The organism is Actinoplanes sp. NPDC004185 (genome assembly GCF_053603475.1).
Window position 1 is genome coordinate 160,486 of the sequence record NZ_JBSGFR010000013.1, and the last position, 22,873, is coordinate 183,358.

The following is a 22,873-nucleotide window of genomic DNA, read 5'->3' on the forward strand; positions in this document are numbered from 1 at the left end:
GCACCGAGCGTCACCTCCCGGCGGCCGGCAACGGCCGCGACCGCGAGGGCCAGAAGGGCATGCCAAAGGGGGGCACGGCATGACCGCGGCCGTGGCGGCACCCCGCCGGATCTTCTCCGGGCTGGTCAAGACCCGCGAGCTCGGTATCATCCTGGCCCTGGTGGTGCTGGTCGCCTACACCGCCGCGAGCAACCCGCGGTTCCTGTCCGGGCAGAGCATCCGCGACATCCTGCTCAACACGGCCATCCTCGCGGTGATGGCCGCCGGGCAGGCCGTCGTGGTCATCACCCGCAACATCGACCTCTCGGTCGGGTCGGTGCTCGGCCTCAGCGCCTTCACCGTCGCTACCATGATGAGCGACAACCCCGGCCTGCCGATGGTCGTCGCGATCCTCGTGGGCCTCGCCGTCGGCGGCGCGGCCGGCCTGCTCAACGGCGTGCTGGTCCGGTACGGCCGGGTGCCCGCCCTGGTGGTCACGCTGGGCACGCTGTACATGTTCCGCGGCATCACCTACTCGTGGGCCGGTGGCCAGCAGGTCAACGCCGACGAGCTGCCGCGGCACTTCCTGACCTTCGCCAACGACGCGATCCTGGGCATCCCGTGGCTGGTGCTGATCGCGCTGGTCGTGGTCGGTGGCGTCTCGCTGCTGATGCGCAACTACCGGGTGGGCCGCGAGCTGTACGCGATGGGCTCCAGCCCGCAGGCCGCCGAGCTGGCCGGCATCAAGGTGGCCCGCAACCTGCTCGGCGCGTTCATCCTGAGCGGCGCCCTCGCCGGACTGGCCGGGGTGCTCTTCGCCGCCCGGTTCGGCACGGTCGACGCGGCCGCCGGCACCGGCCTGGAGCTCAACGTCGTGGCGGCTGTGGTCGTCGGCGGGGTGGCGGTCTTCGGCGGCAGCGGCACGGTCTGGGGCGCGGGTCTCGGCGCCCTGCTGCTGACCGTGATCGGCAGCGCCCTGACCGTGCTGGACATCAACCAGTTCTGGCAGCAGGCCATCGTCGGCGCCCTGATCATCCTGGCCATCTGCGCCGACCGCCTGGTCGCGGTGCGGATCGCCCGCTCGCTGCGGAAGAAGGACAGCCATGTCTGAGCTCAGAAGGAGACTCGCCTCCTGGGACAGCATCATCGTGCTGCTGACCGTCTTCGTGCTGATCGTGGCGTCGTTCTCGGTGACCAACTTCGGCACCAGCCGCAACTTCACCTTCCTGATCCTGGACCTGCTGCCGATCATGCTGGTGGCGCTGCCGATGACGTTCATCATCGTCACCGGGGAGATCGACCTGTCGGTGGCGAGCACACTCGGCCTGGCCAGCTCGATCATGGGCTACCTGTGGAACCAGGGCCTGTCCATCGAGTCGATCATCCCGATCTGCGTCATCGCCGGCGCGCTCCTCGGCGCGGTGAACGGCTTCCTGGTCACCGGGCTGGGCCTGCCGTCGCTGGCGGTCACGATCGGCACCCTCGCCCTGTACCGCGGGCTCGCGCTGGTCGTCCTGGGTGACGGCGCGGTCGCGGACTTCCCGTTCAGCTACACCGGCTGGGTGACCGGCACGATCGGCGACGGGCCGGTGCCCAACGTGCTCATCCTGATCGTCGTCCTGGCGGCGATCTTCGGGGTGATCCTGCACGCGACCCCGTTCGGCCGGTCGCTGTACGCGATCGGCGCGAACGCCCAGGCCGCCCACTTCTCCGGCATCCGGGTGGCCCGCACCAAGTTCTGGCTGTATGTGGTCAGCGGCGCGGTCGCCGGACTGGTCGGGGTGCTCTGGACGCTGCGCTACTCCAGCGCCCGGGCTGACAACGGCGCCGGGCTCGAGCTGGCCGTGGTCGCCGCGGTCCTGCTCGGCGGCGTCTCCATCTTCGGCGGCAAGGGCACCCTCCCCGGCGTCCTGGCCGGCGTGGTCCTGCTCGCCGCTCTGCAGAACGCCCTGCGCCTGCAGGACGTGTCGGGCCAGGCGCTGAACATCGTCACTGGTGCCCTGCTCGTGCTCTCCGTGCTGCTGCCCAACATCGCGACCTCGATCCGCACCACCTGGCAAAGGCGGAAACTTCGCCGCGCCGCTGCTGTCTGACCCCTCGCCCTCCAAGGAGTACGCCATGCTTCGTTCCCACCGACGCCTACTCTCCGCAGGCGCCGCCTCACTTCTTGTCCTCGGCATCGCTGCCTGCGGTGGCACCACCAAGGACAGTGCCGACAACTCCGGCCCCGCCGCCGCGCAGTCCGGCGCGGCCGACCCGAACGCGAAGCTCAAGGAAGGCCTCAAGATCGCCTTCCTGCCGAAGCAGCTCAACAACCCGTACACCGACGTCGAGGTGGGTGGCGGCAAGGTCGCCGCGGGCGAGCTCAAGGGCGAGTACAAGCTGGTCGGCCCGAACGACGCCAGCGCCTCCTCGCAGGTCAGCTACATCAACACGCTGATCCAGCAGCAGCAGAACGTGATCGGCATCGCGGCCAACGACCCGAACGCGGTCTGCCCGTCGCTCAACCAGGCCCGCCAGGCCGGCATCAAGATCGTGGCCTTCGACTCGGACGCCTCCAAGGACTGCCGGGACGTCTTCATCAACCAGGCCACCACCCAGGGCATCGGCGAGAGCCTGGTCAAGATGGCCAGTGAGCTGGCCGGTGGCTCCGGTGAGATCGCGATCCTCTCGGCGACCCCGAACGCGACCAACCAGAACGCCTGGATCGAGGTCATGAAGACCGAGCTCGCCAAGCCCGAGAACGCCAAGCTCAAGCTGGTCAAGACCGCGTACGGCAACGACGACGACCAGAAGTCGTTCCAGGAGGCGCAGGGTCTGCTGCAGTCGTACCCGAACCTGAAGGTCATCGTCTCGCCGACCACCGTGGGCATCGCCGCGGCCTCGCGCTACGTCAGCTCCTCGAACTACAAGGGCAAGGTGGCGATCACCGGGCTGGGCCTGCCGAACCAGATGCGCGAGTACGTCAAGGACGGCACCGTGAAGAAGTTCGCGCTGTGGAACCCGGCCGACATCGGCTACCTGGCCGCGTACGCGGGTGCGGCACTGGCCTCGAACCAGATCACCGGCAAGGAAGGCGAGAAGTTCAAGGCCGGCAAGCTCGGCGAGTACACCGTCGGCGCGGCCGGCGAGATCGTGCTCGGCCCGCCGACCGAGTTCACCGCCGAGAACATCGACCAGTTCAACTTCTGACCGATGCGCTACTGCTTCAACCTCCAGGTCCGCCCCGAGCGGATGGCGGAGTACGTGGAGCGGCACCAGGCCGTGTGGCCCGAGATGCAGGACGCATTGCGGGCCACCGGCTGGCGCAACTACTCCCTGTTCCTGCGTTCCGACGGGCTGCTGGTCGGCTACGTCGAGACCGACGACCTCGCGGCGGCCCAGGCGGCAATGGCGCGGACCGAGGTGAACGCCCGCTGGCAGGCGGAGATGGCCGAGTTCTTCACCGGCATCGACGGCCGCCCACCGGACGAGAGCTTCGTGCTGCTGACCGAGGTCTTCCACCTAGCAGAAGAGAAGTGATCCACATGGCTGATCTGGCCGCCGTCAAGCGGGCCCTCGCCGCCCAGCGGATCGAGACCCCGTCCTGGGCCTTCGGCAACTCCGGCACCCGGTTCAAGGTCTTCGCCCAGGCCGGCGTGCCCCGCAACCCGCAGGAGAAGATCGCCGACGCCGCCACCGTGCACAAGTTCACCGGGGTGGCGCCGACGGTCGCGCTGCACATCCCGTGGGACAAGGTGGACGACTACGCCGAGCTGCGTTCGTACGCCGAGTCGCTCGGGGTGGGGATCGGCGCCATCAACACCAACGTCTTCCAGGACGACGACTACAAGCTGGGCTCGGTCACCAACCCGGACGCCGGCGTACGCCGCAAGGCCACCGACCACCTGCTCGAGGCGATCGCCATCATGGACGCGACCGGCTCGCGGGATCTGAAGCTGTGGTTCGCCGACGGCATCAACTACCCCGGCCAGGACGACCTGCGCAACCGCCAGGACCGGCTGGCCGCGGCCCTGCGCGAGACGTACGACCGGCTCGGCGACGACCAGCGCATCCTGCTGGAGTACAAGCTGTTCGAGCCGGCCTTCTACGCCACCGACGTCCCGGACTGGGGCACGTCGTACGCGCACTGCATCGAGCTGGGTGAGAAGGCGACGGTGTGCATCGACACCGGCCACCACGCCCCCGGCACGAACATCGAGTTCATCGTGGCGTTCCTGCTGCGCCAGAACAAGCTGGGCGCCTTCGACTTCAACAGCCGCTTCTACGCCGACGACGACCTGATGGCCGGGGCGGCGGACCCGTTCCAGCTGTTCCGGATCATGTACGAGATCGTCCGCGGCGGCGCGCTGGACCCGGCCTACGGCATCAACTTCATGCTGGACCAGTGCCACAACATCGAGACGAAGATCCCCGCGATCATCCGCTCGGTGATGAACATCCAGGAGGCGACGGCCAAGGCGCTGCTGGTCGACCGGGACGCGCTGGGCCGGGCCCAGAACGACGGCGACGTGCTGGAGGCCAACGCGGTGCTGATGGATGCCTACAACACCGACGTCCGGCCGCTGCTGGCCGAGGTCCGCGCGGACGCGGGCCTGGATCCGAACCCGGTCGCGGCCTACCGGCGCAGCGGTTACCAGGAGAAGATCCTGCAGGAGCGGGTCGGCGGTCAGCAGGCCGGCTGGGGCGCCTGAGCCGGGCGGATTATTCGGTCGTGCCGGGGAGGCGGCGAGCGCCAGGATGGGCGAGAACGCTTCCCCGCGCCCGAAGGAGCACCTCCCGATGGACTTCCCGATGCCGGCTCCGGTGCTGACGGGCTCTCTGGTGCGGCTGGAGCCGCTCGGCCTCCAGCACGCGGCCGATCTGGCCGTGGCCGCCGAGGAGGATCGCGGATCCTTCGGCTACACCTGGGTGCCGCGGGCGGACGAGATGACCGGGTACATCGCGGAGCAGCTGGCCCGGGCCGCGTCGGGACGGCTGGCGCCCTACGCGCAGGTCGCCCTGTCGTCGGGGCGGGCCGTCGGCGCCACTGCCTACTGGGAGCCGCGGCTGTGGCCGGACGGGATCCGGGTGTGCGCGGTCGAGGTGGGGTTCACCTGGCTGGCCGCTTCGGCCCAGGGCACCGGCATCAACACCGAGGCGAAGTTCCTGCTGTTCGACCACGCCTTCACGACCGCGGGCGTCGCCCGGGTCGATCTGAAGACCGATGCCCGCAACGCCCGGTCGCGGGCGGCGATCGCCAGTGTCGGCGCGCGCTTCGAGGGCGTGCTGCGGAACTGGTCCCGCTCCTGGGCGCCGGGTGAGGACGGGTGCCTGCGCGACTCGGCGATGTTTTCGATCATCGCGCCGGAGTGGCCGTCCTGCCGGGCCCGGCTCGAGGCCCGGCTGGCCACCCGCGCTGCTGACCGCAGCGCCTGAGACCCGTCACTGCAGCGCGGCGGCTCCGAACGAGACGGCGAAGCGCTTGCACCAGATGCTGATGCTGCGGTAGTCCTCGGGGTCGACCTTGCCCGGCACCGGGTAGACCTGGTCACCGCGGTTGCCCTTGAGGCGGCCGAGCTCCGTCCACTTGCCGTCGTCGAAGACCCGCCAGCCCGCGGAGCCTTCGCGGACCTCCTGGTCGGTGAGCCAGACCCGCAGGTCCGGGCCGTCCGAGGTGTCCAGGCCGACCAGCTCGACCTGGTGGCTGCCGTCCGGGTTGCGGACCAGGCGGGCCGTGCCGGCCGTCGCGTGCTCGTGAGTGATGAACGAACCCGTGCGCACCACGACCGGTCCCGCGGGCTCAGCTGCGACACTCGGCGCGGCGGCGCTGCTCGGCGCGGCGGCGCTGCTCGGGGCAGCGACCACTGTGGACAGCGTTTCGTTGACCGTGTTGTCGGTGAACAGCCGCCAGGGCTGGAACCAGTAGAGACCGACGGCGGCGCCGGCCCCCAGCACGAGGACGGCCACCCAGGTCACGGGTTTCGCGAACAAGCGTTTCAGCACAGTGCTGAGTCAACACGCCCGCCGGGGACCACCGGAAGCATTCCGGGCATTACCGCTTCCTTACGGCCGCCGGACAGGACTCCGCCCCCGCCGAACGCGCGGGGGCGGAGGACCGGTCAGGCCACCGGCGGCGGCGGCTCCGCGGCGCCGGTCATGATGGCGACCGCTTCGGACATGGAATGGCTCTTCGGGGTGATCACGGTGGCCCGGCGGCCCAGCCGCTGGATGTGGATGCGGTCGGCCACCTCGAACACGTGCGGCATGTTGTGGCTGATCAGGATCACCGGCAGGCCCCGGTCGCGGACGTCACGGATCAGTTGCAGCACCCGGTTGCCCTCCTTGACGCCCAGCGCCGCGGTGGGCTCGTCCAGGATCACGACCTTGCTGCCGAACGCGGCAGAACGGGCCACCGCCACCGCCTGGCGCTGGCCGCCGGACAGCGATTCCACCGCCTGGCCGATGTTCTGCAGCGTCGCCACGCCCAGCTCGTTCATGTGACGCTTGGCCTCGGTACGCATGTGCGCCTTGTCGAGCATCCGGAAGACCGAGCCCAGCACCCCCGGCTTGCGTTCCTCCCGGCCCAGGAACAGGTTGTCGGCGATGTCCAGCCCGGGGGCCACCGCCAGGGTCTGGTAGACCGTCTCGATCCCGGCCGCCCGCGCGTCCATCGGGTTGCGGAAGTTGACCCGCTGCCCGTCCAGGTAGATCTCGCCGCTGTCCGGGACCACCGCGCCGGACAGCGCCTTGATCAGGCTCGACTTGCCGGCGCCGTTGTCCCCGATGACCGCCAGGATCTCGCCCGGGTAGAGCTCCAGGTCGCCGCTCTCGATCGCGGTGACCCGGCCGTACCGCTTGGTCAGGCCGCGCGCCTCCAGCACCGGCGTGGTCATGTCTTCACCTTCCTGATCCACTGGTCGAGGGAGACGGCCACCAGCACGAGCAGGCCGATGGCGAAGCCCTGCCAGACGACTTCCACGCCGGCCAGTTGCAGGCCGTTACGGAAGACGCCGACGATCAGGGCGCCGATGAGAGTGCCGAGCACGCCACCGCGACCGCCGAAGAGGCTGGTGCCGCCGAGCACGACAGCGGTGATCGAGTCGAGGTTGTAGTCGACGCCCACGTTGGGGCTGGCCGAGGCGAGGCGGCCGATCAGGATCCACGCGCCGACGGCGTACAGCAGGCCGGCCACGGTGTAGACGGAGAACAGCACGCGGCTGGTCCGGATGCCGGCCAGCCGGGCCGACTCGATGTCGTCGCCGGTCGCGTAGACGTGCTTGCCCCAGGCGGTGGAGCTGAGCGCGTAGAAGAACGCCCCGAACAGCAGCAGCATGATGATCGAGCCGTAGGTCAGCCGGAAGCCGCCGATCGGGATCGTGGTGCCGGTCCAGGTCATCAGGCCGGGCATGTCGGAGCCGCGGATCGTCTCGCTCTTGGACACGACCGAGTTCAGCGAGAAGAAGATGCTGAGCGTGCCGAGGGTGACGATGAACGGTGGCAGTTTGATCCGGGTGACCAGGAAGCCGTTGAGGGCTCCCATCGCCGTACCCGCGACCAGGCCGAGCAGCAGCGCCAGGATCCCCGGCATGCCGAGCTTGGTGGCGAAGCTGGCCATCAGGATCGAGGAGAAGACCGCGATGGCGCCGACCGACAGGTCGATGCCGGCGGTCAGGATGATCAGGGTCTGTCCCAGCGCCAGCACCGCGATGACGGTGACCTGGGCCAGCACCAGCGACAGGTTGGGGGCGGAGAAGAACCGCTGGTTCGCGACGGAGAAGGCGAGGATGGCCACGATCAGGACGGCCAGCGGGCCGAGGGTCGGGTTACCGTGCAGCAGATGCTGCAGCCGCAGCCCGAGGGAGTCGTTGCGCCGGACGTCGAAGTCCTGCGGCGGCGAGGGTTCCTTGACGGCAGTGGTCGACATGATCAGCCCCAGCAGTTCTGTTTGCCCCAGGCCGAGTCCTTGGCCTCGATGCCGGTCTGCGGCTGGTCGGTGATCAGGGTCGCGCCGGTGTCCACGAAGTCCTTGCCCGCGCTGGCCTGCGGCTTGGTGCCGTCCTTGGCGAAGGCCGAGATCGCGTCGATGCCGAGCGAGGCCATCTTGAGCGGGAACTGCATCGAGGTGGCCCCGATGACTCCGGCCTTGACGTTGTCGACGCCGGGACAGCCGCCGTCGATCGAGACGATGGTGACCGTCTTGTCCTTACCGGCCGCCTTCAGCGCCTGGTACGCGCCGGCCGCGGCGGGCTCGTTGATCGTGTAGACCAGGTTGATCGACGGGTCCTTCTGCAGCAGGTTCTCCATCGCGGTCCGGCCGCCGTCCTCGGCGCCGTCGGTCACGTCGTGCCCGACGATGCGGGGGTCGGACTCGTCACCGATCTTGTCGGCATCGCCCACCGGGATGCCGAAGCCGTCCAGGAAGCCCTGGTCGCGCTTGACGTCCACGGAGACCTGGTTGGCGTTCAGGTCGAGCATGGCGATCTTGGCCTGCTTGCTCTCCTTGTCGAACTTCGCCTTGGCCCACTGCCCGATCAGCTTGCCGGCCTGGTAGTTGTCGGTGGCGAAGGTCGCGTCGACGGCGTTGGCCGGGTCGGTCGGGGTGTCCAGGGCGATGACCAGCATGCCCGCCTGCTTCGCCTTGTCGATCGCCGGGACGATCGCCTTGGAGTCGCTCGGGGTGATCAGGAAGCCCTTGGCGCCGGCCGAGATCAAGCTCTCGATCGCCTGCACCTGCGCCTCGTTGTCCCCGTCCTGCTTGCCGGCGAAGCTCTGCAGCTTCACGCCGGCCTTGTCCGCCGCCTGTTGCGCACCCTCCTTCATCTTGACGAAGAAGGGGTTCGTGTCCGTCTTGGTGATGAGTCCGACGGTTGCCCCGTCCCCGGAGCCCGAGTCGCCACCGCAGGCCGCGGCGCCGAGCACCAGGCCGACGGCGAGCAGAGCAGGCCCGAGGCGCCCGCGCTTGATCAGCGTTGATTGGCGCATGTCCCCTCCAAATCGATTTAGCAGAAATCGAGAGACAACGTTGTCTTGCAGTAGACGACTCGGCGCATCAGGTGTCAACAATTAGTTTCGACAATGTTGCGTAGCGTGATCAACATCGGCGGAAGTCGATCAATGGAGGGAACCATGACCCCCGGGCGACCCACCATGAACGACGTCGCCCGCACCGCCGGGGTCAGCCTCAAGACCGTCTCGCGGGTGGTCAACGGCGAGACCACGGTGGACCCCGCCCTGGTCGCCCGGGTCCGCGCGGCGGTGGACTCGCTGCACTACCGCCCGCACCTCGGGGCGAGCATGCTCCGTCGCAACGACCGGCGGACCGCGACCATCGGCCTGCTGCTGGAGGACGTGGGCAACCCGTTCTCGGCGGTGCTGCACCGAGCGGTGGAGGACGAGGCCCGGCCCCGCGGGGTGTACGTGCTCACCGGCAGCCTCGACGAGGACCCCGAGCGGGAGCGCGAACTGACCCGGGCCTTCGCGCGCCGGCACACCGACGGGTTGATCCTCGCGCCGGCCGGGCCCGACCAGGGGTTCCTCGCGCGGGAGTTGCCACCGGACATCCCGGTGGTCTTCGTGGACCGGCCCGCCGCCGGCTTCGCCGCCGACACCGTGCTGACCGGCAACATGGCCGGGGCGGCCGAGGCGGTGCGGCACCTCATCGGGTACGGGCACCGGCACATCGCGTTCCTCGGCGACCTGGCCGGGATTGCCACGTCCCGCCGCCGGTTACGCGGTTATCTCACGGTGCTCGACGACGCCGGGCTGGCGCCGACCGTGGTCGGTGGCCTGCACGACTCGGCGGCGGCCGAGGCGGCCACGCTGGACCTGCTCGCCCGGGCGGAGCCGCCGACCGCGCTGTTCACCGGTCAGAACCTGATCACCATCGGCGCGATCCGGGCGTTGCGCCGGCTCGGCCGGCAACACACCGTGGCCCTGGTCGGCTTCGACGACTTCCCGCTGGCCGACCTGCTGGAGCCGGGGATCACCGTGATCGCCCAGGACCCGGCGGCCATGGGCCGGGCCGCGGCGAAGGCACTCTTCGAGCGGATGGACGGGCTCAGCGCAGAGCCGCGCGAGATCAGGATTCCGACGACCCTGATCCCGCGCGGCAGCGGTGAGGTTACCGGTCGATCTACGGGAAGTTGGTGACCGTACGCGGCACGACCTGGTCAGCCGTGGCCGCCGGCCCGATGTTGTTGACGACGTGGTCGATGGTGCCCGAGGCGAGCGAGATGGTGAAGATGTTGTGCAGCTTCACTCCCCCGTTGACCGGCGCCTGGAAGCCGTTGGCCGAGTGCACCGCCGGGTTGTTCTGGAAGAAGGCGTAGCTGCCCATCCCCCAGGCCTCGTGGGTGGACACACTGTCGGCCACCTTGTACGCCGGGTAGCCGACGCCGTCACTGCGCCAGGCGGCGTTCGACGGCGGGTCGTACGGCTGCTCGTTCTGCAGGAAGTACGTGCGGCCGCCGTTGCCGTTCCAGAGGATCTCGGTCTTCTGGTAGTGCTCGACGAACAGGCCGTACGCGGTCACGTTCTGACCGTTGACGATCAGGCCGCTGTCCGCGGTGTTGACCGTCCAGCCGTAGGTGCCGGCGTTGCCGTGGTCGGCCCGCCAGGCCCAGATGTGGTCGATGATCGTGTTGTTGCTGTTGACCAGCAGGCTGTTGGTGGCCTTGCCGGCGATCGAGCCGCCGATCCGGAAGAACACGTCCTGCACGGTCGTCGGGTTGCCGGCGTGGTTCGCCGAGGAGCCGTTCGGGCCGATCACCAGCAGGTTGGCCGAGTTGGTGGTGCCCGCGTCGAAGAACAGGCCGGCCAGCTTGACCCCGTCGACGTCGGCCACCTGCATCGGGGTGACGCCGTTGTCCGGGATGATCGTCGCGTAGCCCAGGCCCATGACCACGGTGTTGGCCCGGGTCACGTTGATGGTCTGGTTCACGTGGTAGACGCCCGGCTGGAACATCAGGTTCAGGCCCTGCGCCAGCGCCTGGTTGATCGTCGCCGCGGAGTCACCCGGCTTGGCCACGTAGAACTGGCTCAGCGGGATGCTGGTGCCCGGGGTGTTGCCGTTCGCCCAGGTCACGCCGGCCGCGTTGGTCTGCAGGTTGGGCACGAAGACGGCGTACTGGCCGTTGGCCTGGTAGAGGTACGGCTTCTCCCGGATCACCGGGGTCTGGCCGATCACCGTGTACGGCGGGGTCGGGTAGCTGGCCGCCGGGGCACCCTGCACGCCGACGAAGGTCTGGTTCCACACCGCGTTGGAGTTCGAGCCGATCTGGCTGTTGCGGGTGAACCACTGCTGCTGCGAGTACTGACCCTCGACGCCGCTGATCCGCGAGTCGGCGATGTAGCCGCCGGACGCCCAGCCGTAGCCGTTCGGAGCGAGGTTCAGGTCACCGTGGATGTCCATCCGCCGGAACGGCGCGGCCTGCGAGACGGCCCAGCGGTTGGCCCCCGAGACCGGGTAGAGGGAGATGTTCTCGACCGAGCGCCAGAAGTTCTGGGTCGCGTTGCCCTGGAACCAGCCGGCGTCGACGGTGATGTCACCGTTGATCCGTACGTCCTGGGGGTTCTGGCCGAGGCCGATCACCGAGGTGTTGAAGCCGACCTGGATGTTCAGGCCGTTGTAGGTGCCCGGCTTGAACGCGAGCAGGTTGCGCTGGAGGCCGAACTGGTTGGTCTCCTGCTGCTTGAAGATCGCGTCGGCCGTGCTCTGGATCGACGCCATCGACATGGTCGGGTCGAAGACCGTCACGTTGGCGCCGAGGCTGCCGCCGCCCGGGAGCGTCGGTCCGGTGGGCGGGGTGGTGGTCGGCGGCGTTTCCGTGGTGCCGCCGAAGACCTTGAACTCCCAGAGCGAGTAGCCGTACTGGGTGGCGCGCTCGGTGCCGTACATCCGCACGTAGCGCGCGGTGGCGGAGACCGGCAGGCTCTGCACCCCGGCCGTCCCGGCCGTGGCCGCGGTCGCGTCGGCCCAGGTGGTGCCGTTCAGCGAGGTCTGGATCCGGAAGGTCCGGGCGTACGCGGCCTCCCAGTTCAGCTCGACGCGGGTGATGGCCGAGCTGGCGCCGAGGTCGACCTGCAGCCACTGCGGGTCGGCGAACGCGGACGCCCAGCGGGTGCCCGTGTTGCCGTCGACCGCGGCCGTGGCCGGGAAGGCGCCGGGGTTCTCCGAGGACGACGCGGTCGCGGGCTTGCCCTGGGAGAGCAGCGTCTCGGCGGCTTCGGCGCTCAGCGCGGTGACCGCGCCGAAGCCGGCGACGACGGTGGCGACCAGGGCGCCGGTGGCGGCGAGCCGCCATCGGCGGCGTGACCGCCCGGGGGCGACGGAGGGAGCGGGGATGACCATTGCTTCTCCTAGACACAGCGGTACGGGCGCGGGGGTCACGCGTCCGAGGGGCGGGAGCCGGGGAAAGCGCCCGTTGGGGATGACAGCCGGAGCGATCGAAGAGAGCGCTTCACTGCTTCCTGGACGCTAAGTTCGTTACGGCCATGTGTCAAAGGATCGGCGGCGATGTTTCCGGACCGGTTTTTGCCGCCGACAACCGCCCTAGCTGCACGGAAGCTTTCCCGTAGGGTCGGCCGGCCACCCCGCCGGGTAGTTCCGGAACCGGTTCCGACGTGCGCTGATAGGGTCCTGACGCGCCCCTCCGGCAGCAGCTTCCGCGACTCGTCACCGACGGGAAAATCGGCTGGATAACGGTTCTCACCGTCGGATCGGCCCGCCCGAATGAGCCCGCACTTGCAAGACGCTCGTAAGCCTCTTAAAGACTAAAAGGGACACTGCGGTCCTTCTCGCGGGAAGCGCTTCCTCGTCCGCCGGGGTTCTAGGGTGGCGTCATGCGGTTGATACTGATGGCAGACACCCACCTGCCGAAGCGGGCCCGCGACCTCCCGGCCGAGCTGTGGGCGGCGGTCGACGCGGCCGACGTCGTCCTCCACGCCGGGGACTGGGTCGACGTTCCGTTGCTGGACGAGCTCACCGCCCGGTCGAAGCGGCTGATCGCCTGCTACGGCAACAACGACGGTCCGGCCCTGCGCGCCCGGCTCCCCGAGATCGCCCGGGCCGACCTGGACGGGCTACGGCTGGCCGTGGTCCACGAGACCGGTCAGGCCACCGGCCGCGAGGAGCGCTGCGCGGCCCGGTTCCCGGACACGGACGTGCTGGTCTTCGGCCACTCCCATATCCCGTGGGACACCACGGCGGAGACCGGCCTGCGTCTGCTCAACCCGGGCTCCCCGACCGACCGGCGCCGCCAGCCGTACGCGACGTACCAGACGGCGACCGTGTCGGACGGGGTCCTGACCGGCGTCGAGCTGCACCGGATCGTCAGACGAGCCTGACCGGGCCGGCGTCGATCGGCACCCGGAACAGCGAGTACGGGTACTGCCGCCGGTCCGTACCGCTCTGGTACTTGGCCTGGCGGTGCAGCTGGTTGGCGGTCACGTAGAGGTGCCGGTCCGCGGCGACCGACATCGTGTCGGGCCACAGCAGCCGCGGATCGTGCACCACCGTCTCCAGCGTGCCGTCCGGCAGCCGCCGCAGAATCGCGTTGTGCTCGCCGTGGGTGAGATACAACCGGCCCTGGTCGTCGGTCTCCAGCCCGTCGGAGACACCGCCCTTGTCTCCCTCGTCCACCACCGTGGCAGCCACCTCGTCGGCGCTGGCGGAGCGGTCCACCAGGGCGTCGGTCGACACGCTGTACCAGTGCCGTGAGGCGAGCGGGCAGTAGTAGAGCCGGCTGCCGTCCGCGCTGATGGCGATGCCGTCCGCGCCCATCAGCACCGGCTTGGCCGGGCCCTCGGCCGGACGCTCCAGGACGGGGGCGCCCTCGACCACGGGCAGGAAGGCCGGGGGCTGCTCGGCCTTGGTCGACGGGTGCTCGTGCAGCTTCCGCCAGGCCGTGCCGGACGCCAGGTCGACCACGATGATGCCGTTCGGGCCCTGGTCGGACGAGTCGGTGATGTAGGCGACGTTGCGCCGCAGGTCGAACCGCACGTCGTTGAGATAGGTCGTGGGCAGCGCCACGTCGGGCTCGAAGACGATCGTCTGGACGACGGTGTCGGTGCTCAGATCGACGCAGACCATCTTCGGACCGCCGGGCCTGGTCGGCTGGAACAACGGGCTCCCGGTGTCCAGCACCCAGAGCCGATCGGCCGGGTCGACGACGATGCTCTGCACCGACACGAAGGCCTTCGCATCGTCATCCCCGGACGGGTTGTTCCACGCCTGGTCCGGATAGGGAACGGCGGTGCCGTCCCGCAGCTCGGCCACGGTGAAGGCGACCTCGTCGCCCCACTTCGGATAGTTGACGAAGATCCGCCCGCCGGCCGAGACACTGACGCCGGTGGGCATCGGCCCGTCGTCGAAGGTGTGCACGGTCTCGAGATCGCCGATGGGCTGGTCGCTCGGTTGGTCGGTCATGACACCGGGCTACCCGGTTTCGGCGGGCAATCACCCGGGGGGCCGAGGTCAACGCAGCCACCGGACGTAGTCGACGAACATGGTCTGCGGGAAGGTCACGGTCGCATCCGGTTCACCGGGCCAGTCACCGCCCACTGCCACGTTGAGCAACAGGTAGAACGGCTTGTCGAAGACCCACTGCCGGCCAGGCGGCAGGTCCTCGGGCGCGTACGTGGCGAAGACGGTCCCGTCGACCGACATCTGGATGAGGCCGGGCCACCAGTCCACCGCATAGGTATGGAATTGGTCGGCCAAGGGCGCCGCCGCACCGGTCGACATAGTTGTTTTCCACGGCGTGCCACCGAGGTCGGGTCCGTGCAGGGAGGCATGCACGGTGTGCGGTTCCCGGCTGCCGAGGTGCTCCATGATGTCGATCTCGCCGCAGGCCGGCCAGCCCCCGTGCCGGGCGTCGACGCCGAGCATCCAGAAGGCGGGGAGCAGCCCGGTGCCACCCGGAGTTCTGATCCGGCCCTCGATCCGACCGTACGTACCGGAGTAGGTGCTGTTGAGTCGGGCCGACGTGTAGCGGACTCCGGTATCCGGGAGTCCACGCCGCGCCACGACAGCGAGCTGGTCCGCCGCGACCTGCACGTTCGCTGGGTCTGCGGTGTACGTCTGCTGTTCGTTGTTCCCCCATGTGCCGAAGCCGGTCTCGAGCCGCCACCTCGCGTCGTCCGGTGCCGTGCCGATGCCGTCGAACTCGTCGGAGAAGACGGACGTCAGCGGCGCGGTGTCATGCCGGGCGAGGGTGAGTGCTGCGGAGGTGACCGCCACCCGATGACCGCGTTCCACGATCGAGACCCGGAGCGGGCCGGCCGGCGCGGGCACGAGCACGGACACCCGGCTCAGCCGCGTGTCGGTGCTGACCACGTGCGTCTCGTGCCCAGCGGTCGTGTCGACCGACACCTCGACGGTGGAAACCGGCTGATCGACCCGCATCGCGACGCCGAAGGTGACCAGCCAGGTGCCGCCGGCCGGCACCGGGAACAGGTAGCAGTGGGAGTCGTTGACGGCGGGCGGCGAACTCATCCAGCGGTGGGTCCACCCCACCTCGACCGGGGGTCCGGGTGCGCTGCCCGGGACGTTCAGAAGCGGAGTCCCACAGGGAGGGTCACCGACCATCGCTTCGGATGCTCCGGCGATGTGCCCGTACAGGCCGGCCGAGGCGATCACCAGACCCACCATCGCAACCGCACGCTGCCGCAGGCCGACGGTCACCGGCGGCCGTCAGGGCTTCGTCTTGCCGCTGGGGCGAAGCAGGCCGACGACCGCCCCGACAGCGAAGGTGATGGTGACCGACGCGAGAATCCAGGCCGGCAGGTCGATGAGCACACCGGCGACGGGAACAGCGCCACCACCCGCGAACGCCATCTTCGTTCCATACATTGTTATTTGCCCTTTCAGTATTGGTTAAGCCGCGCCTTCGGCGGCGTACTGCAGATTCCAGCGGTCCTTGCGCTTACCGGTGAACTTGCTTTTCAGAACTTCGAACCAGGCAGCGATGAACCAGCCGGCGCGCATCCAGGCGAACGCTTCCTGCGGCAGCAGCACAGCAGCGAGAAGAACGTCCCAGCGGTCACGGTCAGGGATCCGCAGCGCTTGTTTCACGTCGTTGGCGATGAACAGCAGCGGCACCAGGAACCAGATCGGCGCGAAATGCAGGATCCCGAGCGCGGCGTAGAGGACGGTGCAGAAGAGCCAGCCGAACCGCACCGTAGCCGCGAGCAGGCCGGCCGCCTGCTGCCGCCAATCGATCCACGTTCTGCGGTTCAGGCCGAAACGGATGAGGTCCTCGACGGTGCCGACCTGCCACTTCATCCGCTGGCCCCACAGCGCTTTGACCGTACGCATCGCGTCGGTGTAGGCGCGCACCGTCGGGGAGACCCGGCAGTAGTAGCCGAGTTCGCGGATCCGGTAGGTCAACTCGAAGTCCTCGACCTGACTGGCGTGCAGCCACGGCCCGTATCGGCGATGGGTGCGCACCACCTCGTGCAGCACCGAGTTCCGCATCGCGCAGGCTGTCCCGGCGAGCACCGACGTCCACCCCCGTCGCAGCGAGGCGTCCGTCCACTTGGCGAATTCGGCCCGCTGCAACCGGACGAGGAACTCGGTGCCGCGCATGGTGAACTTGCTGCTCGACCCGGCCAGGCCGGGGTCCTCGGCGAACTCCCGCACCCAGTCCTCGACGGCGTTGCCCGGCAGAATCGTATCGGCGTCCAGGCAGATCACGATGTCCGAGTCGAGGGCGTACTGCCGCCACGCCGCGTTCAGGCCACCACATTTCTTGTCCCGGTTGTTGACCGTCCGCGTCACCGTCAACGACGGGTGCTGATACGACGCGGCGACGGCAACAGTGTTGTCGGAGCAGTTGTCCGCGATCACGATGATCCGGTCCGGCACCCGGGTCTGCGCCAGCAGAGCCTCGATGGTCGCCCCGATGGAGCGCTCCTCGTTGTGTGCCGGAATCAACGCCACCACGTCGGCCCGCCCATGCCCCGCAAAATTGCTGTCTCGCACTTGTCGCCTTCCGAAGCAATGCGCACGGCATCGCCAAGAGCTACCAACGGGGGGAGGTGAGAAACGGCCCGCGGCCGTTCACCGGCCAAATGATGCCAGCCCGTTTTGCCCGTTGAAGAGCCCGTTTTGCACCCTTGGGAGTGAAGGAGGCGGCATGCACTCCGCAGCGTTCGGCCGTTCGGTCACCCACGATCAACAGTCAGCGGTGACACGGCGCCATGGCGCCGGAGTGATCCGTTGTTCGGCGGCGGCAGGCCTGGTGTTCGGCGGCGCGCCCGGGAAAACAGAGTGGGGCAAATGCCCGGCCGGCGGCCAGGAATCCGGAGCCGGCCTCCCTCGTCCCCGTGCTGTCCAACGTTCAGCCGGTGCCCGCGACCGACCAGGACCAGGATCATGCGATGCCTCAAGCGCTACATCACCCGCGAAGCGTTCGCCGAGCGGCAAGCTACGGTGGTGTCGCCCTGACGCCAACCACGCTGGACGGTGAAGGTGCCGCAGTCGCATTCTCTTTCCGGCTCGACGGATCAATGCCCTCGACTCCAGCGCCGACCGATGCAGCTACCGCGACTCAAGTCTGGGTGACCACATGGACTCAAGAAGCACTACGGCTCCTGACCCCGCGTTTGCCGGTCCCCGACCGGCCACGCCGACCGGGCGCCGGCCCTGGAGGCACCTTGCGATCTGCGCCGCGGTCGCGGCGTCGACTGCGCTACTCCTGACCGGGTGTCCGTCGTCCGACGACGCCGAACCGGCCTGCGAGCAACCCTCACCCGGGACCGTCTCCACCACCTGCGACGACAACAACCTCGGTCGATGAACAGTTCGGGGACCCGCTCATGAGCGGGTCCCCGAATCTCACAGCACGGCCTGGGGCATTGCTCAGGCCGAGATGTCCACCGTCGGGTAGAGGGGGAAGTCGGCGAGCAGCTCGGTCGCCTGCTTGGCGACCCGGTCGGAGACCGCCGCGTCCAGGTCGAACTTCGCCTTCGAGGCGCCGGCCTTGGTGCTGCTCAGCACCGTGTGCATGAGCTCGGCGATCTGGTCCATCTCCGCCGTGCCCAGGCCCCGGGTGGTCAGCGCCGGGGTGCCGATCCGGATGCCGGACGTGTACCAGGCGCCGTTCGGGTCCTGCGGGATCGCGTTGCGGTTGGTGACGATGCCCGAGTCGAGCAGCGCCTGCTCGGCCTGGCGGCCGGTCAGGCCGTACTTGTCGACGTCGATGAGGACCAGGTGGTTGTCGGTGCCGCCGCTGACGACCGTGGCGCCGCGGCTGGTCAGGCCGGCTGCCAGGGCCTGCGAGTTGTCGACGATGCGCTGGGCGTAGTCGGCGAACTCGGGCCGGCGGGCCTCCGCGAAGGCGATCGCCTTGGCCGCCATGACGTGCGCGAGCGGGCCGCCGAGGACCATCGGGCAGCCCCGGTCGACCTGGTCGGAGAGCTCGGGCTGGCAGAAGACCGCGCCGCCGCGCGGGCCGCGCAGGCTCTTGTGGGTCGTGGTGGTGACGATGTGCGCGTTCGCGATCGGGTCGAAGTCGCCGGTGAAGACCTTGCCCGCGACCAGGCCCGCGAAGTGGGCCATGTCGACCATGAAGGTCGCGCCGACCTCGTCGGCGATCTCCCGCATGATGCGGAAGTTCACCTTGCGCGGGTACGCCGAGTAGCCGCCCACGATGACCAGCGGCTTGAACTCCTTGGCCGACTCACGCAGCGCCGCGTAGTCGATCTGGCCGGTGGCCGCGTCGACGCCGTAGCTGCGCTGGTCGAACATCTTGCCGGAGATGTTGGGCCGGAAGCCGTGGGTGAGGTGGCCGCCGGCGTCCAGGCTCATGCCGAGCATCCGCTGGTTGCCGAACGCGGCGCGCAGCTCGGCCCACTCGGCGTCGGTCATGTCGTTGACGTTGCGCTTCTGCACCTTGGCCAGCGCCGGCGCCTCGACCCGGTCGGCCAGGATCGCCCAGTACGCGACCAGGTTGGCGTCGATGCCGGAGTGCGGCTGGACGTACGCGTACGGCGCGTTGAACAGGGCCTTGGCGTGCTCGACGGCGACGGACTCGACGGTGTCGACGTTCTGGCAGCCGGCGTAGAAGCGGCGGCCGATCGTGCCCTCGGCGTACTTGTCGGAGAGCCAGTTGCCCATCGCGAGCAGCACGGCCGGGGACGCGTAGTTCTCGGAGGCGATGAGCTTGAGGGACTCACGCTGGTCGGTGAGCTCCTTGGCGATCGCGTCGGCGATGCGGGGCTCGACGGCGCGGACCGCTTCCAGGGCGGAGCGGAACGCGGTCGATTCGGCGTTCAGTGCAGACATCGGACCTCCCTATCACAGGTGAAGAGGCCCAGGCGCACGGCAGGTCGTCTCCGGAGAACGGTCGTCCGGCACGGGGCCGCTCCCCGATGGTTGGCCCATCCGAACGCGCCAGTCACGGCCCGCCGACCAGCATACCGGCGCGGCCCCGGCCACGCGATCGCTCATCCAGGGAGTACGTCACACCGGCGGGCCCGGCCACTAGCCTGGCGATCATGAACGGCGTACAGATCCTGCTCATCGCCGGAGCCGGCATCGCGGTGTCCGCCCTGGCCCACCGGCGCGGCGTGCAGCCCGGGCTGGTCATCGTCGCGCTGGCCGCCGGGATCAGTTTCGTGCCCGGGGTGCCGCGGCTGGAGCTGGACAGCGAGCTGATCCTGGCGATCGTGGTGCCCCCGCTGCTCTACTCGGCCACCCGCAACGCCTCGGCCACGGGGTTCGGGCAGAACCTGCGGAGCATCATCGACCTCGGGGTGCTGCTGGTGGTGCTGACCGCGGGCGCCCTCGGGGTGGTGACCTCGTGGCTGCTGCCGTCGATCGGGCTGGCCGCCGCCTTCGTGCTCGGTACGGTGCTGGCCCCGCCGGACACCATCACGACCGTGTCGCACGGCAAGGAGCTGGGCCTGCCCCGCCGGGTCACCTCGATCCTGACCGGGGAGAGCCTGGTCAACGACGCCACCGCACTCACCCTGTTCAGCATCGCGGTGGCCGCGGTCGCCGGGGAGCACACCAGCTGGGGCGCCGGCACCCTGGAGCTGCTGCGCAACGCGGCCCTCGGCGCGGCCATCGGCGGTCTGCTGACGGCGGCCACCTTGCTGCTGCGCAAGCGGCTGGGCAATCCGACCCTGGAGACCACGCTGGTGCTGCTGGTGCCGTTCACCGCGTTCCTGCTGGCCGAGCAGGTCGAGGCCTCCGGCATCATCGCGGTGGTCTCCGCGGCCTTCCTGATCAGCGCGAACACGTCCCTGGACCCGCGGCACCAGTATCCGGGCGCCTACCGGACCCGGTTGCAGGAGGACGCCTTCTGGCCGGTCGTCGACTTCCTGCTGGAGACGTTCGTCTTCGCATACATCGGGTTGCAGCTGAGGTTCGTGCTGGACGACCTGGCCGCCGAGCCGGAGCCGGGCCTGAGCCGCACACTCATCGCGGCCGGCGTGCTGTTGATCGCCGCCGTCCTGCTGCGGCTCGTCGGCGTGTTCCTGCTGTTCGGGCGGTGGCGGATGGGCGACCGCCTCGCCCGGGCCCGGCTCGCCCGGGACCCCGGCCGGGCCGCCCGGATCGCGCAGCGCCGGTCCCGTGGCCGCCGCGAGGACCGCGACCGCACCCGCCTGGCGGCTCCCGGCGTACGGGAGAGCGTGGTGGTGGGCTGGACCGGCATGCGCGGCATCCTCACCCTGGCCGCGGCGGCCGCGGTCCCGGAGAGCGTCCCCGGCCGGGACGCCATTCAGGCCATCGCGCTGTTCGTCACCCTGGGCACCCTGCTGCTGCAGGGCACCACGATCCGCCTGCTGGTCCGGTGGCTGCGGCTGGACGTCAGCGGCGAGGAGGAGCAGGCCCGGGCGATGCTGGCCCGGGGCGTGGAGATCGCGACGGCGGCCGGCGACGGCTACGACCAGCAGCGGCTGGCGGTCAGCGAGGCCATGATGCGGCGTGAGCTGGACGAGGAGACCGCCCGCCGGCTGATCGGCGACATCGATCTGCGGCAGGCCGCCGCGAGCACGCTCGGTCAGGGCCTGGCGTAGACCGAGATGTGGCTGCCGCTGGTGGCGCGGAACGGCGTACGGTCCCAGTCCGCCCACCGTTCCCGCAGGTGCAAGCCGGCGAGCTGGGCCATCAGGTCGAGCTCGGCCGGCCAGCAGTAGCGGTGGGCGGTGGGCAGGAGCCGGACGCCCTTGCCGTCCACCGTCACGTGCTGCATCTGGATCCGCTGGGCGATCCGGTCGTGCACGGTGAGGGTGAAGCCGACCGAGTCCTCCCGTACGTCGTCGGTGCTGAACTGCCGGTCGTAGGCGGCGGGGTCGGGCACGTAGCACTCGAGCACGAACGCCCCGCCGGGCTCCAGCACCCGCGCCACGTTGCGGAACGTGTCCACCTGACGCTGCTGGCTGGTGAGGTTGAACAGGCTGTTCCAGACGACGTACACCAGCGGGAACAGCCCGGTGCTGGGCACATCAGCCATGTCCGCGGTGCGGACGGGCAGGTCCTGGCCGCCCGGCACGGCGCGGAGCTTGTCCACGACGGCCTGGGACGCCTCGACGCCCTCGACGGCGAAGCCCCGGCGGGCCAGCGGGATCGCCACCCGGCCGCCGCCGATGGCCAGCTCGAGGATCCGGGCCCCGGGCGTGACCAGCCCGGCCAGGAAGTCCACGGCCGCCGCGGGGTCCGGGCCCTGGCTCAGGTCGTCGTAGCGACTCGCCCAGCGGTCGCCGAAGAACGCGGGATCATCGAAGTCGGTCATCCCCTGAACGCAACCAGAGCCGCGTCCGGGCCGCCACCGCTTTTCACCCGCGGCGCACCGGAGAAAACCACATGACCGGCCCCGGCGGCCGAGGTTAAGGTCACCGGATGCCTACGACGCATGCTCTCCTCGGCCGGGCTCTGACGCCCGTGGCGCGGGGACCGCTGCACTCGTCCCGCCTGCGCCACCGGCGTCGCGCCCTGCGCCGCCGCACCGCCTAGAGCCGCTTGCTGCGCCAGGGCCCCCCGCGTCCTCTTCCACCGGACGGGCCACGATGACGCCTGTCCGCGTTCGCCGCCGAGAAGGCGGCAGACAGGACCACGGCCATGGCACTACCCCGTTCGAAACCGGCCGGACGCGAGCACGCCCGCGCGCGCCGGGCGTTCGGCCAGAACTTCCTTTCCGATCCGCGCGCGGTGCGTCAGGTCGTCGCCGCGGCCGGCATCCGGCCCGGTGACCTGGTGTACGAGGTGGGCGCCGGCCGCGGCGTCCTCACCGCCGAGCTGGCCCGGCACACCCGCAACCTGGTCAGCTATGAAGTGGACCCGCAGGTGGCGGCCGGGCTGCCGGCGCTGCCCGGCCTCACCGTACGGGTGGCGGACTTCCTGCGGGCCACGCCGCCGGACCGGCCGTTCGCGGTGGTGGGCAACATCCCGTACGCGCTGACGTCGGCGGTCGTGGACTGGTGCCTGCACGCCCGCACGCTGACCGCGGCCACCCTGCTCACCCAGCTCGAGTACGCCCGCAAACGCACCGGTGGCTACGGGCGGTGGACCCGGCTCACGATCAGCACCTGGCCGCTGATGAGCTGGACGCTCGCGGGCCGGATCCCCCGGTCGGCGTTCCGCCCGGTGCCGCGCGTCGACGGCGGCATCCTGCGCCTGGAACGGCGGCGGGTGCCGCTGGTCGAGCCGGCGGCTCTGCCCGCCTACCGGCGGTTCGTCGAGGTGGGCTTCACCGGCGTCGGCGGCTCGCTGCACAGCTCACTGTCCCGGCGGTACGGCGACCGGCGCGTCTCTTCGGCGTTCCGGGCGGCGCGGCTGGCCACCGGCGTACCCGTGGGTCTGGTCTGGCCGGAGCAGTGGCTGACGCTGTTCCGGCTGGCCGACGCCCCGCGGCGGTGACGGCGGAGGGCCTGCCGGCTGCGGCCGGCAGGCCCTCGTCCGTTCCGG

General features: G+C 69.9%; 21 protein-coding genes and 1 riboswitch. Of the genes, 10 read left to right on the forward strand and 11 right to left on the reverse strand.

Annotated elements, in window-relative coordinates:
- Nucleotides 1–79 precede the first annotated feature (79 nt).
- From ACWEOZ_RS16080 to ACWEOZ_RS16105, 6 genes are all read left to right on the forward strand, one after another.
- A complete protein-coding gene (locus ACWEOZ_RS16080; RefSeq protein ID WP_451911444.1) occupies nt 80–1,090 on the forward strand; it encodes an ABC transporter permease in 1,011 nt (336 codons plus the stop codon).
- Entirely contained in the window at nt 1,083–2,072 is a 990-nt protein-coding gene (locus ACWEOZ_RS16085) for an ABC transporter permease (RefSeq protein WP_451911445.1), read from the forward strand. Before ACWEOZ_RS16080 ends, ACWEOZ_RS16085 begins: the two co-directional genes overlap by 8 nt.
- A 25-nt stretch (nt 2,073–2,097) precedes the next feature.
- Complete coding sequence (gene rhaS / locus ACWEOZ_RS16090) at nt 2,098–3,171, forward strand: rhamnose ABC transporter substrate-binding protein (protein ID WP_451911446.1); 1,074 nt, start codon at nt 2,098–2,100, stop codon at nt 3,169–3,171.
- Nucleotides 3,172–3,174: 3 nt separating this feature from the next.
- Complete coding sequence (locus ACWEOZ_RS16095) at nt 3,175–3,501, forward strand: L-rhamnose mutarotase (protein WP_360815918.1); 327 nt, start codon at nt 3,175–3,177, stop codon at nt 3,499–3,501.
- A 5-nt stretch (nt 3,502–3,506) separates the two neighbouring features.
- The gene (rhaI, locus tag ACWEOZ_RS16100; RefSeq protein WP_451911447.1) at nt 3,507–4,673 is read left to right on the forward strand and encodes an L-rhamnose isomerase; all 1,167 of its coding nucleotides are present in this window, start codon (nt 3,507–3,509) and stop codon (nt 4,671–4,673) included.
- Between the two features lie 88 nt (nt 4,674–4,761).
- Nucleotides 4,762–5,397: a GNAT family N-acetyltransferase gene (locus tag ACWEOZ_RS16105; RefSeq protein ID WP_451911448.1), complete on the forward strand. Its 636-nt coding sequence runs from the start codon at nt 4,762–4,764 to the stop codon at nt 5,395–5,397.
- Nucleotides 5,398–5,403: 6 nt separating this feature from the next.
- On the opposite strand, the gene ACWEOZ_RS16110 is transcribed toward ACWEOZ_RS16105, so the two are convergent.
- From ACWEOZ_RS16110 to ACWEOZ_RS16125, 4 genes are all read right to left on the reverse strand, one after another.
- Nucleotides 5,404–5,964 (reverse strand): DM13 domain-containing protein, encoded by a 561-nt coding sequence (locus ACWEOZ_RS16110; RefSeq protein ID WP_451911449.1) that lies wholly within the window; start codon nt 5,962–5,964, stop codon nt 5,404–5,406.
- A 116-nt stretch (nt 5,965–6,080) separates the two neighbouring features.
- Complete coding sequence (locus ACWEOZ_RS16115; protein ID WP_451911450.1) at nt 6,081–6,854, reverse strand: ATP-binding cassette domain-containing protein; 774 nt, start codon at nt 6,852–6,854, stop codon at nt 6,081–6,083.
- Nucleotides 6,851–7,885, reverse strand: coding sequence for an ABC transporter permease (locus ACWEOZ_RS16120; protein ID WP_451911451.1), 1,035 nt, complete (start codon nt 7,883–7,885; stop codon nt 6,851–6,853). The genes ACWEOZ_RS16115 and ACWEOZ_RS16120 overlap by 4 nt, the downstream gene beginning before the upstream one ends.
- 2 nt (nt 7,886–7,887) lie before the next feature.
- The gene (locus ACWEOZ_RS16125) at nt 7,888–8,943 is read right to left on the reverse strand and encodes a substrate-binding domain-containing protein (RefSeq protein WP_451911452.1); all 1,056 of its coding nucleotides are present in this window, start codon (nt 8,941–8,943) and stop codon (nt 7,888–7,890) included.
- 144 nt (nt 8,944–9,087) lie between these two features.
- On the opposite strand from ACWEOZ_RS16125, the gene ACWEOZ_RS16130 reads away from it, so the two are divergent.
- The gene (locus tag ACWEOZ_RS16130) at nt 9,088–10,110 is read left to right on the forward strand and encodes a LacI family DNA-binding transcriptional regulator (RefSeq protein WP_451911453.1); all 1,023 of its coding nucleotides are present in this window, start codon (nt 9,088–9,090) and stop codon (nt 10,108–10,110) included.
- Here ACWEOZ_RS16130 and ACWEOZ_RS16135 read toward each other — a convergent pair.
- Nucleotides 10,094–12,310: a discoidin domain-containing protein gene (locus ACWEOZ_RS16135; RefSeq protein WP_451911454.1), complete on the reverse strand. Its 2,217-nt coding sequence runs from the start codon at nt 12,308–12,310 to the stop codon at nt 10,094–10,096. The two genes, ACWEOZ_RS16130 and ACWEOZ_RS16135, sit on opposite strands and share 17 nt — an antisense overlap.
- A 491-nt stretch (nt 12,311–12,801) precedes the next feature.
- Here ACWEOZ_RS16135 and ACWEOZ_RS16140 point away from each other — a divergent pair, with 491 nt between their 5' ends.
- The gene (locus tag ACWEOZ_RS16140) at nt 12,802–13,305 is read left to right on the forward strand and encodes a metallophosphoesterase family protein (RefSeq protein ID WP_451911455.1); all 504 of its coding nucleotides are present in this window, start codon (nt 12,802–12,804) and stop codon (nt 13,303–13,305) included.
- Here ACWEOZ_RS16140 and ACWEOZ_RS16145 read toward each other — a convergent pair.
- The 5 genes from ACWEOZ_RS16145 to ACWEOZ_RS16165 form a co-directional block, all read right to left on the reverse strand.
- On the reverse strand, nt 13,292–14,386 hold the full coding sequence (locus tag ACWEOZ_RS16145; RefSeq protein ID WP_451911456.1) for an L-dopachrome tautomerase-related protein: 1,095 nt from the start codon (nt 14,384–14,386) through the stop codon (nt 13,292–13,294). The two genes, ACWEOZ_RS16140 and ACWEOZ_RS16145, sit on opposite strands and share 14 nt — an antisense overlap.
- Nucleotides 14,387–14,434: 48 nt before the next feature.
- On the reverse strand, nt 14,435–15,454 hold the full coding sequence (locus tag ACWEOZ_RS16150) for a glycoside hydrolase family 16 protein (protein WP_451911457.1): 1,020 nt from the start codon (nt 15,452–15,454) through the stop codon (nt 14,435–14,437).
- Nucleotides 15,455–15,652: 198 nt separating this feature from the next.
- Nucleotides 15,653–15,796 carry a hypothetical protein gene (locus ACWEOZ_RS16155; RefSeq protein ID WP_451911458.1) on the reverse strand — a complete coding sequence of 48 codons (144 nt, stop codon included), beginning with the start codon at nt 15,794–15,796 and terminating at the stop codon, nt 15,653–15,655.
- Nucleotides 15,797–15,835: 39 nt separating this feature from the next.
- Complete coding sequence (locus tag ACWEOZ_RS16160; protein WP_451911459.1) at nt 15,836–16,894, reverse strand: glycosyltransferase family 2 protein; 1,059 nt, start codon at nt 16,892–16,894, stop codon at nt 15,836–15,838.
- A 927-nt stretch (nt 16,895–17,821) separates the two neighbouring features.
- Nucleotides 17,822–19,246: a glycine hydroxymethyltransferase gene (locus tag ACWEOZ_RS16165; RefSeq protein WP_451911460.1), complete on the reverse strand. Its 1,425-nt coding sequence runs from the start codon at nt 19,244–19,246 to the stop codon at nt 17,822–17,824.
- Nucleotides 19,247–19,265: 19 nt separating this feature from the next.
- Nucleotides 19,266–19,372: riboswitch (ZMP/ZTP riboswitch) on the reverse strand.
- An 86-nt stretch (nt 19,373–19,458) separates the two neighbouring features.
- Between ACWEOZ_RS16165 and ACWEOZ_RS16170 the strand changes: the two genes are divergently transcribed.
- On the forward strand, nt 19,459–20,985 hold the full coding sequence (locus tag ACWEOZ_RS16170; RefSeq protein ID WP_451911461.1) for a cation:proton antiporter: 1,527 nt from the start codon (nt 19,459–19,461) through the stop codon (nt 20,983–20,985).
- Here ACWEOZ_RS16170 and ACWEOZ_RS16175 read toward each other — a convergent pair.
- The gene (locus ACWEOZ_RS16175) at nt 20,970–21,701 is read right to left on the reverse strand and encodes a class I SAM-dependent methyltransferase (protein WP_451911462.1); all 732 of its coding nucleotides are present in this window, start codon (nt 21,699–21,701) and stop codon (nt 20,970–20,972) included. The two genes, ACWEOZ_RS16170 and ACWEOZ_RS16175, sit on opposite strands and share 16 nt — an antisense overlap.
- Nucleotides 21,702–22,027: 326 nt before the next feature.
- Between ACWEOZ_RS16175 and erm the strand changes: the two genes are divergently transcribed.
- Entirely contained in the window at nt 22,028–22,825 is a 798-nt protein-coding gene (gene erm / locus ACWEOZ_RS16180) for an ErmE/ErmH/ErmO/ErmR family 23S rRNA (adenine(2058)-N(6))-methyltransferase (RefSeq protein ID WP_451911463.1), read from the forward strand.
- Nucleotides 22,826–22,873 lie beyond the last annotated feature (48 nt).